Below are 14222 nucleotides of genomic sequence, written 5' to 3' on the forward strand. Positions count from 1 at the left end.
CGGCGCTCGGATACCAGTCGCCTCTTGAGTTCGAAACCGCGTTCGCGCAAAACAACGCGCGGTAACGCATCGTGACAACCCCACTGTCACTGTAATTATCGTGTCTCACTTCAGGGGTGCAGTCCAGCACTGTCACCGTAATTCCAAAAGTCTATGGCTTGTTTGCCGCACCCCAGCCAAGGCGCTCGCAGTACAGGATCGCGAGGTCCGCTTGTGACAGAGTCTTGAGGTACTCGATGTCGTCGGCCATTGCCATCCACTCAAGCAACTTCTCACGAGGCGTCGATTTGTAGGTATCGTAAAAGGACATAGCTAGCTCTATCCAGTTTGTCGCTCGCTTCGGAATCTGGCGCAGCTCTCCAAAGAACGTGTCGGGATGACGTTTCCACGCAGCGATTTCCAGATCAGTCATTGGCGTGCGCACCATTATGTTCTCGCCTCCGTCCAGTGACTGATAACAGCCCATGATTGCTTTTTCGCGCTCCAACACAATCGCCTCGTAGAGCCGAGCCGGGATTTCTTTTCCTCTTGCGTCTGGGACTGAATAAATTTCCCCGAAACGCAGCCGTGGCGGCGAATCCTTTGGCGCGAATGCGAAGTCGGGGTTTTCGCCATCGAATGTGGACGGTATCTCGTAGTGCTCTCTCATCGAATCAAGAAGAGCTAGCATTTCCTTGTGCCGGTCATGAGATTCAAGAACTTCTTTTAAGCGATTAAAGCCGACGTCAGGTCCAAAGTCTGGAATGCGGCAACCTGCTGCGATCACCTGAGTGCTGCTGCCGATTGCGTCCAGATTGTTGTGAAACGAGTGATTAGTCACCAGCACGTATGCGCTTGGCTTTTCGCCGCCGTCGGGAGCCGGGGCCTTTTCGACGCTGCGGATCTGATCGAGGGCTGCTCGTGGCCATCCATCTTCGAATGATGGTTCTGTCACGATGTCCGGAACATTAACTTCGATCACTACGATGCGCGTGTGCTGGGCATGCTTCGACAATGCCTTGTTGAGCTTGTTACCAACCCGTAAACGCTTGATTTCATCTATTGGTCCGTCCTCGGCTGTAGATCGGTTTCTCGCTTTCACTTCGACCGAGAATTTTGCTCCGGTTTTTGGATACGTGGCGACGAATTCAACGTGCGATGAGCGCCCGTCTGTCTCGTTCTCATAGGCAAGGTTGAAGCCAGCCTTCAGGAATGCTGCGGCCGCGTATGTCTCAAACAGCTTTCCAATAAAATCGTCAGCGCGCTCGCTCTTCAACCTCTCTACGAAACTCGAAGTGAGTTGATCTACTTGCTTCGGATCTGCGTGGTGGGCGATTAGATAGAGGTTGTAGGCAAGATTGATAAACGCGCGCTGCGCGCCGGTCATTGGTCCGACGTGAATGTCGCCAGATACTACACTGAGCCGCTTTGCATCTGTGATGGCCTGATGAAACCAGCGAACGATGGGGTGGCGCTCAGGATCCGGCTTATTCGATTCTGCCTGAAACCAATCCTTCCCCAGCAGATCGATCAAGAAGCCTCTGAGGAAATCATGGAATGTCCTCCAATTCTTGGAGTAATAAACCCTGTTGCCGACAGCGACAATTCGATGATCGTTCAGAGGCGCCGAGATAATTCCTTTTCCTAGTCCTTGCTGTTTCTGACGCTGCACGCGCTCGGCTTCCATCTTGCGGATCGCTTGTTGAAACGCCCGTTCGTGCTCTGCATCGTGGAAGGATGCAGAGATGGGATATTTGCCGTGACATTTTTTGTACTTCAGACCACTGCCACAGTCGCACGGCTGATTTCGTCCAATTTTGGCCAACGCTGCTCCAAAATGACTTGCGCTTCGAATCGGAAGCCGATCTCGTCTAGCTCTGCCATGGGCCTATCGACGGTCGCTGGCTTGCCGACTTACGCCCTTCGCAAACGCCTCTCTGAGCGGCGCAAGTGCCTCTGCTCGTCGGCGCGCATGGTCGCGGCGACGGATGATGCCGCGAATGGTCTCGCGATTGAGGCCGAACTCCTTTCCGAGGACCGTCAACGACAGACCAGAGGCGCCGCCTTCGTCGTAGCGGGCGCAGATGCGCTTGTTGCGCTCCGGGACGTGAGGGTAGCGGGCCTTGCTTGGACCGGTTGCCATGCTGGAATCTCCGTGGGCAGCCTCAAGTTTATCTGAGTCGCAGCCGCTCGAACGCCGGGGTTCTACGGTAACTCCGTCGCGCCGCCGTGCAGCGCGGGCCCTGCTTTTGGCTCGCTCTACCGGCGGTCGCAGCACCAAACACCGGCTATCGCGCCGACGCATTAGCAGCCTCGCTAAGCCCGCCCAGATGCCGTAACGAAAGGTGACCGCAAGGGGAGAAGGGACGGCTTCGCCGCGCCCCCGGAATGACGGGGAGTGAGGCCCCGCCCCCCTTCACACCCGCCCCGATTCGTGCGACCTCCGCCCCCAGCAAACCCCTCATTCCTGAGCCCTCGATGCACATTCTCCTGCTTGGTTCCGGCGGCCGCGAACATGCCCTGGCGTGGAAGATCGCAGCCTCTCCCCTGGTGACCAAATTCTGGTGCGCGCCCGGCAATGCCGGCATCGCGCGCGAGGCGGAATGCGTGGCGCTCGATGTGGCCGACCATGCGGCCGTGATCGACTTCTGCAGGACCAACGCGGTTGAGCTCGTGGTGGTCGGGCCGGAGACGCCGCTGGCGGCCGGCATCGTCGACGATCTCACCGCTGTCGGCATCAAGGCGTTCGGGCCGAACAAAATCCCCGCCCAGCTCGAAAGCTCCAAGGGTTTTACCAAGGCGCTGTGTACCGAATTCGGCATTCCCACAGGCGCCTATCAGCGCTTCACCAACGCCGATGACGCGCGCGCCTATGTGCAGAGCACGGGCGCGCCGATCGTGGTGAAGGCCGACGGCCTTGCCGCCGGCAAGGGCGTCGTCGTCGCAAAGACCGTGCGCGAGGCGGAGGACGCCATCGCCATGATGTTCGAGGGCGCCTTCGGCGAGGCCGGCGCCGAGGTCGTGATCGAGGAGTTTCTGGCGGGCCGCGAGATCAGCTTCTTTGCGCTGTGCGACGGCGAGACCGCCATTCCGCTGGCCTCCGCGCAGGACCACAAGCGCGTGTTCGACCATGATCTCGGCCCGAACACCGGCGGCATGGGGGCCTATTCGCCGACGCCGCTGGTGACGCCGGCGGTCCACGACGCGATCATGGCGAAGATCATCCTGCCGACGGTTGCCGGCATGAAGCAGCGCGGCACGCCGTTCCGCGGCATCCTCTACGCCGGCATCATGCTGACGACGCAGGGCCCAAAGCTGTTCGAGTTCAACGTCCGCTTCGGCGATCCCGAGTGCCAGGTCCTGATGCTGCGCATGATGTCGGACATCGTGCCGGCGTTCCTGGCGTCATGCGACGGCCAGCTGAAGAATTTCGACCTGCGCTGGCATCCGGACTCCGCGCTGACCGTGGTGATGGCGGCCAAGGGCTATCCCGGCGACTACCAGAAGGGCACGCGCATCGAGGGGTTGGAGGAGGCCGCTGAGGTCGAGACCGCCGAGATCTTCCACGCCGGCACCGTCGAGAAGGACGGCGCGATCCTCGCCAATGGCGGCCGCGTGCTCAATGTCTGCGCGCTGGGGGCGACCGTGACCGAGGCGCAGAGCCGCGCCTATCAGGCCGTCGACCGCATTCGCTGGCCGGAAGGCTTCTGTCGCCGCGATATCGGCTGGCAGGCGGTGGAGGCCGAGAAGGCCAGGAAATAACTAAGAATTAGCCCGTCATTCCGGCCGGCGCGCGCCACGCGCCGCTCCGGAATCCCCCGCTTTTCGGCCACCACGGCCGCATTCTGAATTATTCAAGCAGGCATTGAACTTAGCTACTGTGCATGGGGTTGTTTTCGACTTTCATGTCGAGGCACCCTCGCGACTGACCCAACAAGGATGCAACAAGATGTCCGATCTCGCCGACCTCTATCCGGGCTTTGCCTCGGAATGGATCAACACCTCCTTCGGCCGCATCTTCGCCCGCGTCGGCGGCAACGGCCCGCCGCTGCTGCTGCTGCACGGCTTCTCCGAGACCAACGTGATGTGGCACCGCGTGGCGCCGCAACTGGCCGACAGATTCACGCTGATCATCGCCGACCTGCCGGGCTATGGCTGGTCCGACATGCCCGAGAGCGACGCGCTGCACATCCCCTACAGCAAGCGCGCGATGGCCAAGGTCATGGTCGAGGTGATGGAGCGCCTCGGCCACGTCCACTTCGCGCTCGCCGGCCACGACCGCGGCGGCCGCGTCTCGTATCGCCTCGCGCTCGACCATCCCGGCCGGCTGTCAAAACTCGCCGTGCTCGATATCCTGCCGACCTATAATTACTGGGAGCGGATGAACCGCGCCTACGCGCTGAAGATCTATCACTGGACTTTCCTGGCCCAGCCCGCGCCCTTGCCGGAGACGCTGATCTCGGGCCAAGGCGAGTTCTTCCTGCGCTTCAAGATGGCGAGCCAGACCAAGTCGAAGACGCTCGATGCGATCGACCCGCGCGCGCTCGAGCACTACATCGCCCCGTTCCGAGATCCCGCCCGCGTCCACGCGATGTGCGAGGACTACCGCGCCGGCGCCTATTTCGACTACGACCTCGACAAGGCCGATTTCGAAGCCGGCAAGAAGATCACCATCCCGATGCTGGCGCTGTGGGGCAATGCCGGCGTGGCGCAAGCCGCCGCGACGCCGCTCGACACCTGGAAGCAATGGGCGACGAACGTGGACGGCATGCCGGTCGACTCGGGCCACTTCCTCACCGAGGAGAACCCCGACGTCACCGCGAAGGCGCTGCGCGAGTTCTTCCTCGCGCCTTAGCGCCGCTCCCGGAAGAACTCCTTGAGCAGCCGCGCCGCCTCGCTCTCGCCGACCCCGGAATAGACATCCGGTGCGTGGTGGCAGGTCGGCGAGGCAAAGAACCGCACGCCCGATTCCACCGCGCCGCCCTTGGGGTCGGCCGCGCCGTAATAGAGCCGCCGGACCCTTGCAAAGGAGATCGCGCCCGCACACATGGTGCATGGCTCCAGCGTCACGTAGAGGTCGCAGTCGACCAGGCGCTCGCTGCCGATCTTCCTGGCCGCCTCGCGCAGCGCAACGATCTCGGCATGGGCGGTCGGGTCGTAATCGGTCAGCGTCCGGTTCGCCGCGGTGGCGATGACCTCGTAATTTCGGACCACCACGCATCCGATCGGAACTTCGCCCGCCTTTCCGGCATTTTCGGCCGTTTTGAGCGCCAAATCCATGAAAGAGGGGGCTTTCAAGCCTCGTATCATCCGAAGAAACCTGCTAGTAGCTGCGCCTTCAGCAGAAGTGCTTATCGATATTGCCTGAGCATGCGGCTCCGAATGAGCGCGCACAATGCTCATCGGCCACCCCCTGAGTGAGATTATTCATGCCTCGCGACAGCGACAAAGACAACGATTCCCGCGGCCGGCGAGGCCCCCCCAAGGGGGGCCGGTCCGGCAAGGCACGCGGCCCCGAGAAGAAGTTCGCCAAGCGCGGCTTCGAGGGCAAGAGCGACAGCCGCCCGCCCCGCGCCGACCGTGGGGACCGTCCGTTCCGCCGCCGCGAGGAGGGCGATGCCCCGCGCCGCGATTTCAGTGACCGTCCGAAATTCAATCGCGAAGACCGGCCGCGCGGCGAGGATCGTGGCGAACGCAGCTTCAAGCCGCGTGGCGACCGCCCGTTCTCCGATCGCTCCTCGCGCGATGGTGAGAAGCGGCCGTTCAAGCCGCGCGGTGATCGCCCGTCCTATGGCCGCGACGACCGTCCGCCGCGCCGGGATCGCGACGATTCCCGACCCGCCGGCCGGACCGGTGAGCGGAAGTTCGGCGACAAGAAGCCCTACGCGCCGCGCGGTGACCGTCCGGAACGCAAGTTCGATGGCGAACGGAAGTTTTCGCGGGGCGGCCCGGATCGCGGGCCGCGCGAGGATCGTGGCGAGCGCAGCTTCAAGCCGCGTGGAGACCGCCCGAATTTCGATCGCGGTGATCGCGCGCCGCGCGGCGACCGCCCGGAACGCAAGTTCGACGGCGAGCGGAAGTTTTCGCGGGGTGCACCGGATCGCGGGCCGCGCAAGGATTTCGGCAAGGATTTCGGCGGCCGCGACCGCGGCGCGGACAAGCCTTGGCAGAAGCGCGACGGCGGCGGCGAGGATCGTCCGCGCTTTTCGCGCTCGCGCGACGATCGTCCGTCGGGTGATCGTCCGTTCCGCGAACGGCCCAAGTTCGATCGGCCGCGCGAGGATCGGCCGAAGTTCGATCGGCCGCGCCGCGATGGCGATGGCGACCGCGGCGGTGACCGGCCGAAATTCAATCGGCCGCGCGAGCGTTCCGAGGGGCGCTCGGACTGGCACGAACATCCGCGCAGCGAAGGTCGTTTCGGTGATCGTCCGCGCCGTGAAAACGAGGACGAGAGCAGGATCTTCGAGAAACGTCCCGCCTTCGGCGGCCGCGGCGCCTATCGCCAGCGCGATCGTGATTTCGAAGGGCGTCCGCGTCGCGAAGAGGCGCCGAAGCCGAAGAAGGCCGGCGAGCGCATCGCCAAGGTGCTGGCACGCGTGGGGCTTGCCTCGCGTCGCGATGCCGAGGAGATAGTCACGCAGGGCCGCGTCACCGTCAACGGCCGCATCATCAACTCGCCCGCGCTCGACATCACTCCGAACGACGTCGTCCTGGTCGACGGCAAGCCGTTGCCGGAGCGCGAGCGCACGCGGCTGTTTCTGTATCACAAGCCGCGCGGGCTGATGACGACGCATGACGACCCCGAGGGTCGTCCGACCGTGTTCGACAATCTGCCTGAAGGCCTGCCGCGCCTGATCTCGATCGGCCGGCTCGACTTCAACACCGAAGGCCTGCTGCTGCTCACCAATGACGGCGGGCTCGCGCGCACGCTCGAGCTGCCCGACACCGGCTGGCTGCGGCGCTATCGCGTCCGCGCCCATGGCGACGTCACGCAGGCGCAGCTCGACGAGCTCAAGAACGGCATTGAGGTCGAAGGCGTCAAATACGGCCCGATCGAAGCGACGCTGGAGCGCGACCAGGGCGCCAATGTCTGGCTGGTGTTCGCGATCCGCGAAGGCAAGAACCGCGAGGTGCGCAACGTCTGCGCCCATCTCGGCCTCGAGGTGAACCGCCTCATCCGCGTCTCCTACGGCCCGTTCCAGCTCGGCGAGGTCCCCGAGGGGCAGGTCGAGGAGATCAAGTCGCGTGTGCTGCGCGACCAGCTCGGCGACAAGGTGATCGAGAAGTCGGGCGCGCAGTTCGATGTGCCGAAGAAGGCATCGACGGGCGACGACGATGCGCCGCGCGAGAAGAAGCCCGCCAGCAAGCGCGGCGTGATCAACGACCGCAAGGGCCGCCGCGTGCTGGTGCAGCGCACCGGCAGCGAGGAAGCGCGCGAGCGCAACGAGGAAGAGGCCAACGGCTACGGCCCGCCGCGCCGTCCCAAGCGCGGCTATCACGGCAAGCGCGACCTGACGCCGCGGGAGGACTAGTTGCGCGTCGTCGGCGGTCGTTTGAAGGGGCGCAATCTCGCCTCACCGTCCTCGCGCGACATCCGCCCCACGGCGGACCGCCTGCGCGAGTCCGTGTTCAACATTCTCGTGCACGCCTATGACGATCCGCTTCAAGATGCGCGCGTGCTCGATCTCTTCGCCGGCACCGGTGCGCTCGGCATCGAAGCATCGTCACGCGGTGCGAAATTCGTGCTGTTCGTCGACAATGGTGCGGAGGCGCGGGCGCTGCTGCGCAACAATGTCGAGTCGCTTGGCCTCGGCGGCGTGACAAAAGTCTATCGCCGCGATGCCACCGATCTCGGGCCCGCGCATCCGGTCGAGCCGTTCTCGCTGGTGTTCCTCGATCCGCCCTATCATCAAGGCCTCGCCGAGAAGGCGCTCGCGAGCTTGCGCGATGGCGGCTGGCTCACGCCGGGCGCGTTGCTGGTGGTGGAAGAGGCCAAGGCCGCGCAGTTCGTGACGCCGGAGGGGTTCGAGGAGTTGGAGCGGCGCGCGTATGACGACACGGAGTTCGTGTTTTTGAAGAAGCCGTAGGATGGATAGAGCGTTCGCTCTACCCATCCTACATGTCCGGAGCTATCTCCGCCCGAACAGCTTCTCCACATCGCTCAGCTTCAGCTCCACGTATGTCGGGCGGCCGTGGTTGCACTGGCCGGAGTTCGGGGTGTCCTCCATCTCGCGGAGCAGGGCGTTCATCTCCTCCGGACGCAAGCGGCGGCCGGCGCGCACCGAGCCGTGGCAGGCCATGGTCGCCGCGACGTGCATCAGGCGACGCTCCAGCGGAAGCGCCTCGTCCCATTCGGCCATGTGCTCGGAGAGATCGCGCAACAAGCCGCCGGCATTGGTCTTGCCGAGCAGCGACGGCGTCTCGCGCACCGCGACCGCGCCGGGGCCGAACGATTCGATCGCTAGCCCAAACGAGGCAAGCTCTTCACTGCGCTCCAGCAGGCGCTCCACCGTGGCCTCGTCCATCTCGACGATCTCGGGGATCAGCAGGATCTGCCGCTGCACGCCGTTCGCGGCAAGCGAAGCCTTCAGCCGCTCATAGACAATGCGCTCATGCGCGGCGTGCTGGTCGACGATGATCAGGCCGTCGCGAGTCTGGGAGACAATGTAGGTCTCGTGGATCTGGGTGCGTGCCGCGCCGAGCGGACGGTCGACGAGGTCAGCCACCGGCTGCGTCTCGAACCTGATGTCCGCGCTCGGCGCGCCGACATCGAACGCGGTCTGCGCGCGCTCGGCGAAGACAGGCGCGGCCGAGCCTTCGAATGACGGCATCGGGGCAGATGGGGAGGCCCGCCAGTCCCAGCTTGCCGGACGCGGCGGCGTGAAGGCGGGGCGGAACGAGGATAATGCGCTCTCGCCGCTATTGGCGGCGGTGCGGCGGCCTTCGCGCGCGAGTCCTTCCTTCAGCCCGTGCACGATCAGCGCGCGGACGAGGCCGGCATTGCGGAAGCGGACCTCGGTCTTGGCGGGATGCACATTGGCGTCGACCTCGCGCGGATCGAGCGTGACGAACAGCGCCAGCACCGGATGGCGGTCGCGCGGCAGATAATCGGCATAGGCCCCGCGCACCGCGCCCAGAATCAGCTTGTCGCGCACCGGGCGACCGTTGACGAAGAGATATTGCCCGAGCGCGTTGGCCTTGGTCAGCGCGGGCGCCGCGGCATAACCGGAGACGACGACGCCCTCGCGTTCGGCATGGACCTCGAAGGCATGGCTGCGGAATTCTGCACCGAGAATATCGCTGAGCCGCGTCAGCCGTCCGGCGGTGCCCGGCAGGGCGGCAGCCCAGGTCACCGGCGCGCGCTCCTCGCCGGCCAACGTGAAGGCGACGTCCGGCCGCGCCATGGCGAGGCGCCGCACCACCTCGCGGATCGCCTCCGCCTCGGTGCGATCGGTCTTCAAGAACTTGAGCCGTGCCGGAGTCGCGTAGAAGAGGTCGTTGACCTCGACCCGCGTGCCGTGCGCGAGGGCCGCCGGCATGATCTCGGACTTCTCGCCGCCCTCAACCGTCAGCGCCCAGGCATGCGGCTCGCTGGCATGCCGCGTGGTGATCGAGAGACGCGCGACCGAGCCGATCGAGGGCAGCGCCTCGCCGCGGAACCCGAGGGTGCGGATCTGGAGCAGATCCTCGTCGTCGAGTTTTGACGTCGCATGGCGCTCGACCGCGAGCGCGAGATCCTTCGCGGTCATGCCGCTGCCGTCGTCGGTGATGCCGATCCGCCGCCGCCCACCGCCATCGGTGAAGACGTCGATCCGGCTCGCGCCGGCATCGATCGCGTTCTCGACCAGTTCCTTGACCACGCTCGCCGGACGCTCGACCACCTCGCCCGCGGCGATGCGGTTGACGACTTGCTCTGGCAGTTGGCGGACGGGCATGGGGCCTTGGATCTGGATTCGCTGACGGCGCTATTCTAGGCGGTGTTGCGTCAAAAGCATGTGTTGGGCAACAGGAACGTGGCGCCCTGGGGAAGAAGGCTATCTATCACATTGAAGATATTGGACGTTCGACAAAATTGCGCGCTGGCCAAAGGCCGATCTTCCCGCTCGGTCCTGATTGTGGGGTGCCGGGCCGCGGTGTAGCATCGTGAAAAAACGGCAACAGGACGGGAGGACGCCATGTGCCATCTCTTCGCGCACCAGCCCCAACGCGACTATGAATCCCAGACCCGCTCGTTGCGGATCGGCGGGCATTGTACCTCGATCCGGCTGGAGATGGCGTTCTGGGACACGCTGGAGGAGATCGCGGCCAAGGAGAGCATGAGCGTCGGAAAATTCCTGACCACGCTCTACAACGAGGTGCTCGACCACCTCGGCGAGGTCAACAATTTCGCCTCGCTGCTGCGGTGTTCATGCCTGATCTATCGGTCCAGGAACGTCGCGACGGTGCAGGAATTCAAGGCGGCAGTGGCGCCAATCCTCGACGCGGCGGAATAGCCCCACTGTCATTGCGAGGAGCCCGCGACAAAATTGCGAAGCAATTTTGCGCTGGTGCGACGAAGCAATCCAGACTGCCGCTGCGGAAAGACTCTGGATTGCTTCGCTTCGCTCGCAATGACGGGGAGGGAGCGGTGTGCTCCGGTCCCAGCCGATGACGCCCGACCTCAAATCTCCTTCTTCTGCATCGCACCCGAAATGTAGTCCGCCTGCCGGATCGCGAGTGCGACGATGGTCAGCGTCGGGTTGCAGGCCGCACCACTGGTGAACTGGCTGCCGTCGGAGACGAACAGGTTCTTGACGTCGTGGCTCTGGCCGAACTTGTTGACCACGCCGTCCCGCGGCTTCTCGCTCATCCGGTTGGTGCCGAGATTATGCGTGCTCGGATAGGGCGGCGTCGGATAGGTCACGGTGGCGCCGACGGCGTCATAGAGCGCTGCGCCCTGCTTGTAGGCGTGTGTGCGCATCGCGAGATCGTTGGGATGATCGTCGAAATGCACGCTGGCGACCGCCTGCCCGTGCTTGTCCTTCACGACCGGATCGAGCGTGATGCGGTTGGTCTCCTGCGGCATGTCCTCGCCGACCAGCCACATGCCGGCCATCCTGGGATAGCCGTCGAGCGCCGCGGTGAACGGACGGCCCCAGGCGCCCGGATTGAGGAACGCCGCCATGAAGGGCAGGCCGATCGACAGCGTTTCCATCTCGTAGCCGCCGACGAAGCCGCGCTTCGGATTGTTGGCGGCTTCATCACGGACGATCCCGGCCATGGTGGTGCCGCGATACATGTGCACTGACTTCTCGAACACCGCATAGACGCTGCCGGTCATGTGACGCATGTAGTTGCGGCCGACCTGGCCCGATGAATTGCCGAGGCCGTCGGGGAACATGCTCGAGGCGCTGTTGAGCAGCAACCGCGGGCTTTCGATCGAATTGCCGGCCACCGCGACAATACGTGCCTTCTGGCGCTGCATCGCGCCACTCTCGTCGGCGTAGACGACGCCGGTGACCTTGCCGCCGGCGTCGTGCTCGATCTTGACCGCCATGCTGCTCGGCCGCACTTCGAGATTTCCGGTCGCCTCGCCCTTGGGAATCTCGGTGTAGAGCGTCGACCATTTCGCGCCGGATTTGCAGCCCTGGAAGCAGAACCCGATCTGCTGGCAGGCACCGCGACCGTCGCGCGGCTGGCTGTTGATCGCCATGTTGCCGGTGTGCACGGTCTTGTAGCCGAGCTTCTTTGCGCCGGCCTCCAGCACCTTGAAATTGTTGTTGCCGGGAAGTCCGGGAATGCCGTTGGTACGGGTCACGCCCATCTTGTTCTCGGCCTTGGCGTACCACGGCTCGATCTCCGCGAGCGTGACCGGCCAGTCCAGCAAATTGGCGCCGGGAATGTTGCCGTAGGTGCTCTTTACCCTGAACTCATGCTCGTCGAAGCGGAGCGACGCGCCGGCCCAGTGTGTGGTCGAGCCGCCGACCGCCTTGACGATCCAGGCAGGAAGCCCCGAAAAATCTTTGGCGACGCGCCATGTTCCGGATGTGGTGCGCGCGTCGGTCCAGGCGAGCTGCGAAAAACTCTCCCACTCGTCGTTGACGAAGTCCTGGTTCTCGATGCGGGGACCCGCTTCGAGGATGACCACCTTGACGCCCTTCTGCGCGAGCTCGTTGCCAAGCGTGCCGCCGCCGGCACCGGAGCCGACGATCACCACAACGCTGGAATCGTTCAGATCGAATTTTGCCATATGCGTTCTCCTGAACCGTTGTCTGGTCTTTAAGCCTTCGGCAGCCAGTCGATGTCGGCGAAGCCGCGGTTGATGTAGCCGCCGTGCTCGGCGGAGGATCCCTCGTAGCCGAACCGCGGCCAGACCTCTTTCTGGTTGTAGAGCGACACAATGAGGTCGCCGCGCACCTTCTGGAAGAAGTCGCTTCCCTCGATCTCCTTCAGCAACACCACGCGATCGGCTTCCCAGGGCACTTCGGCATAGGGCGTCTTGTGACGATCGCGCGCGTTCTGATCGAGCCGCGCGATGCCATCGCTGATCAGCGACTTGACGGCGGGATCTTTCGCCGCCTTACCGTCCCACGGCTTGATCGCGGTGATGTAGTAGCTGTCGCCGAGCACATCGTGCGGATAGATGTCGCGCGCGACCTTCAGCAGTGTCTTCATCGTCGCGGGCGAGAGTGCGCTCGCGTCATCGGCCCAGGCGTCCTCGATACTCACAGTGACGCTTGTCGCGACAGCGACGACCGGCACGGCGGTGGCCGCACCCTTGAGAAAGACACGGCGACTGTGCTTGCTTCGGCGATCGACTTCTCTCATGGCATTCCTCCGTAGATTTGATTTTATGATTTTCGTTCAGTTGAAACGTCCGCCCCGCTGGATCACCTCGATCTTGTAGCCGTCGGGATCGCTGACGAAGAAGAAGCGCGCCAGCGTTTTGCCGTCGTGCTTGAAGTCGCGCAGCGGCCCCGGTGCGAGCTTTTCGCGCTCGAAGCGGACGTGTTCGGCATCGAGGTCCTCGACCACCACGGCGAGATGTCCGTAGCCGTCACCGAGCGCGTACGGTTCCTTGCGATCGAAGTTGACCGTCAGCTCCAACTCGAAAGGTGAGGACGGGTGACGCAGATAGATCAGGGCAAAGTCGGAAAACTTCAGGTAGTCGGCGACTTCGAGGCCGAAGGCGCGCCGGTAGAAGTCGAGCGAACGCGCCTCGTCGCACACGCGGATCATGGAATGAACGGGCTTTGCCATTCAGTTCTGCTCCTTCAAATAGGCGATGATGGCCGCGCGCGTCTCCGGCTTGGCCTGCCGGTAGACCATGGTCGCGCCGGGAATGACGGCTTGCGGATTGCTCAGCCAGGCATCGAGTCTGGTCTCGTCCCAGGCGAAGTCGGCTTTCGCGAGGGGGTCCGAATAATGAAAGCCTTCGACCTTGCCGGCGGGGCGGCCCACGATCTTGACCAGCGGCGGGCCTTGCCGCACCGGTTCCGACAGGCTCAGTGTGTGGCACACTGCGCATTGCTGCTTAAACAGAGTCGCGCCATCCGGCGGCTTTGCAGCCGGCAAGGGCATTTGCGCATCAGCAACGCGCACCATCAGCACCATCGCGGTGCACAACCCCAGCACGATCGCGCGCATCGCCAAGAATCCGCCCATCCACATCAACGTGTGCAAATTCTAGGCGGCGGCAAAGATGCGGTGGTAGTAGCGGGCTGTTTCCCTGCGCGCCGAGATGCTTGAAATCGCGTGTTGTTGTTCCGCGCTGCCTTATATGCGGAGCACAATTCCGCGAAACCGCCGCCAAATCCCTAAACGATCACCACACCATGCGCATTGCATGACGGTTGCGCCGCTTGAACTCTCGACGCGATGCAATGGCCAGGTAGCGGACGAGCGGCGTCGCGACTCGCCGCGCCATTCATCGCGAAAAAATCCAGGAGAATTGGATGAAGTTGGTGAAGACCTCTGCAATCGCATGCGCTCTCTCGGCCCTCATTGTGACACCCGTTCTCGCGCAAGGTACGTCGTCCGGTGTCAAGCCAAGCGGCACCGTGCAAAGCAAACCCATGCAAGGCAACACGATGGGCAGCGGCGACGAGGAGATGAGCGCCCAGCCGGGCACGGCGGGCGAGACGCCGGGCATGAAGTCGACCAAGGGCACCAGGGGCACGGTCGGCACCACGGGCAGCGCGGCACACAAGGGCACCGCCGACGATGCCGCGACGGGCGGTGCCGCCACGGGCAAGCGCTACTAG

At 63.9% G+C, this 14222-nt stretch carries 14 protein-coding genes; 6 read left to right on the forward strand and 8 right to left on the reverse strand.

Features of this window, described 5'->3' with window-relative positions:
* Positions 1-151: 151 nt before the first annotated feature.
* The gene (locus tag B5V03_RS02410) at positions 152-1804 is read right to left on the reverse strand and encodes a YecA family protein (RefSeq protein ID WP_164987737.1); all 1653 of its coding nucleotides are present in this window, start codon (positions 1802-1804) and stop codon (positions 152-154) included.
* 63 nt (positions 1805-1867) lie between these two features.
* A complete protein-coding gene (locus B5V03_RS02415) occupies positions 1868-2122 on the reverse strand; it encodes a hypothetical protein (protein ID WP_129267693.1) in 255 nt (84 codons plus the stop codon).
* A gap of 335 nt (positions 2123-2457) precedes the next feature.
* Here B5V03_RS02415 and purD point away from each other — a divergent pair, with 335 nt between their 5' ends.
* Both purD and B5V03_RS02425 read left to right on the forward strand, forming a co-directional pair.
* Positions 2458-3741, forward strand: coding sequence for a phosphoribosylamine--glycine ligase (gene purD / locus B5V03_RS02420; RefSeq protein ID WP_129267694.1), 1284 nt, complete (start codon positions 2458-2460; stop codon positions 3739-3741).
* 187 nt (positions 3742-3928) lie between these two features.
* On the forward strand, positions 3929-4834 hold the full coding sequence (locus B5V03_RS02425; protein WP_129267695.1) for an alpha/beta fold hydrolase: 906 nt from the start codon (positions 3929-3931) through the stop codon (positions 4832-4834).
* Here B5V03_RS02425 and B5V03_RS02430 read toward each other — a convergent pair.
* A complete protein-coding gene (locus B5V03_RS02430) occupies positions 4831-5289 on the reverse strand; it encodes a nucleoside deaminase (RefSeq protein WP_129267871.1) in 459 nt (152 codons plus the stop codon). The two genes, B5V03_RS02425 and B5V03_RS02430, sit on opposite strands and share 4 nt — an antisense overlap.
* A gap of 119 nt (positions 5290-5408) precedes the next feature.
* Between B5V03_RS02430 and B5V03_RS02435 the strand changes: the two genes are divergently transcribed.
* Positions 5409-7511, forward strand: coding sequence for a pseudouridine synthase (locus tag B5V03_RS02435; protein ID WP_164987738.1), 2103 nt, complete (start codon positions 5409-5411; stop codon positions 7509-7511).
* On the forward strand, positions 7512-8066 hold the full coding sequence (gene rsmD / locus B5V03_RS02440) for a 16S rRNA (guanine(966)-N(2))-methyltransferase RsmD (RefSeq protein ID WP_129267697.1): 555 nt from the start codon (positions 7512-7514) through the stop codon (positions 8064-8066). It begins immediately after the preceding gene.
* A 42-nt stretch (positions 8067-8108) separates the two neighbouring features.
* Here rsmD and mutL read toward each other — a convergent pair whose 3' ends face one another.
* The gene (mutL, locus tag B5V03_RS02445) at positions 8109-9914 is read right to left on the reverse strand and encodes a DNA mismatch repair endonuclease MutL (RefSeq protein WP_129267698.1); all 1806 of its coding nucleotides are present in this window, start codon (positions 9912-9914) and stop codon (positions 8109-8111) included.
* A 240-nt stretch (positions 9915-10154) separates the two neighbouring features.
* Between mutL and B5V03_RS02450 the strand changes: the two genes are divergently transcribed.
* Positions 10155-10472 (forward strand): ribbon-helix-helix domain-containing protein, encoded by a 318-nt coding sequence (locus B5V03_RS02450; RefSeq protein WP_129267699.1) that lies wholly within the window; start codon positions 10155-10157, stop codon positions 10470-10472.
* 167 nt (positions 10473-10639) lie between these two features.
* On the opposite strand, the gene B5V03_RS02455 is transcribed toward B5V03_RS02450, so the two are convergent.
* From B5V03_RS02455 to B5V03_RS02470, 4 genes are read right to left on the reverse strand one after another with little or no spacing between them, the layout of a single operon-like run.
* Positions 10640-12208 carry a GMC family oxidoreductase gene (locus tag B5V03_RS02455; RefSeq protein WP_129267700.1) on the reverse strand — a complete coding sequence of 523 codons (1569 nt, stop codon included), beginning with the start codon at positions 12206-12208 and terminating at the stop codon, positions 10640-10642.
* Between the two features lie 29 nt (positions 12209-12237).
* Entirely contained in the window at positions 12238-12786 is a 549-nt protein-coding gene (locus B5V03_RS02460; RefSeq protein WP_129267701.1) for a gluconate 2-dehydrogenase subunit 3 family protein, read from the reverse strand.
* 36 nt (positions 12787-12822) lie between these two features.
* The gene (locus B5V03_RS02465; protein ID WP_129267702.1) at positions 12823-13218 is read right to left on the reverse strand and encodes a VOC family protein; all 396 of its coding nucleotides are present in this window, start codon (positions 13216-13218) and stop codon (positions 12823-12825) included.
* Positions 13219-13605: a c-type cytochrome gene (locus tag B5V03_RS02470; protein ID WP_164987757.1), complete on the reverse strand. Its 387-nt coding sequence runs from the start codon at positions 13603-13605 to the stop codon at positions 13219-13221.
* A gap of 308 nt (positions 13606-13913) precedes the next feature.
* Between B5V03_RS02470 and B5V03_RS02475 the strand changes: the two genes are divergently transcribed.
* The gene (locus B5V03_RS02475; RefSeq protein WP_129267704.1) at positions 13914-14222 is read left to right on the forward strand and encodes a hypothetical protein; all 309 of its coding nucleotides are present in this window, start codon (positions 13914-13916) and stop codon (positions 14220-14222) included.

The organism is Bradyrhizobium betae (assembly GCF_004123905.1).
Taxonomy (GTDB): Bacteria; Pseudomonadota; Alphaproteobacteria; order Rhizobiales; family Xanthobacteraceae; genus Bradyrhizobium; species Bradyrhizobium betae_A.

Coding starts and splice junctions, on each gene's coding strand:
- B5V03_RS02430 (WP_129267871.1), bottom strand. CDS start 5,289: ATGATACGAGGCTTGAAAGCCCCCTCTTTCATGGATTTGGCGCTCAAA.
- B5V03_RS02425 (WP_129267695.1), top strand. CDS start 3,929: ATGTCCGATCTCGCCGACCTCTATCCGGGCTTTGCCTCGGAATGGATC.
- B5V03_RS02460 (WP_129267701.1), bottom strand. CDS start 12,786: ATGAGAGAAGTCGATCGCCGAAGCAAGCACAGTCGCCGTGTCTTTCTC.
- mutL (WP_129267698.1), bottom strand. CDS start 9,914: ATGCCCGTCCGCCAACTGCCAGAGCAAGTCGTCAACCGCATCGCCGCG.
- B5V03_RS02450 (WP_129267699.1), top strand. CDS start 10,155: ATGTGCCATCTCTTCGCGCACCAGCCCCAACGCGACTATGAATCCCAG.
- B5V03_RS02470 (WP_164987757.1), bottom strand. CDS start 13,605: ATGCGCGCGATCGTGCTGGGGTTGTGCACCGCGATGGTGCTGATGGTG.
- B5V03_RS02475 (WP_129267704.1), top strand. CDS start 13,914: ATGAAGTTGGTGAAGACCTCTGCAATCGCATGCGCTCTCTCGGCCCTC.
- purD (WP_129267694.1), top strand. CDS start 2,458: ATGCACATTCTCCTGCTTGGTTCCGGCGGCCGCGAACATGCCCTGGCG.
- B5V03_RS02465 (WP_129267702.1), bottom strand. CDS start 13,218: ATGGCAAAGCCCGTTCATTCCATGATCCGCGTGTGCGACGAGGCGCGT.
- B5V03_RS02415 (WP_129267693.1), bottom strand. CDS start 2,122: ATGGCAACCGGTCCAAGCAAGGCCCGCTACCCTCACGTCCCGGAGCGC.
- B5V03_RS02455 (WP_129267700.1), bottom strand. CDS start 12,208: ATGGCAAAATTCGATCTGAACGATTCCAGCGTTGTGGTGATCGTCGGC.
- B5V03_RS02435 (WP_164987738.1), top strand. CDS start 5,409: ATGCCTCGCGACAGCGACAAAGACAACGATTCCCGCGGCCGGCGAGGC.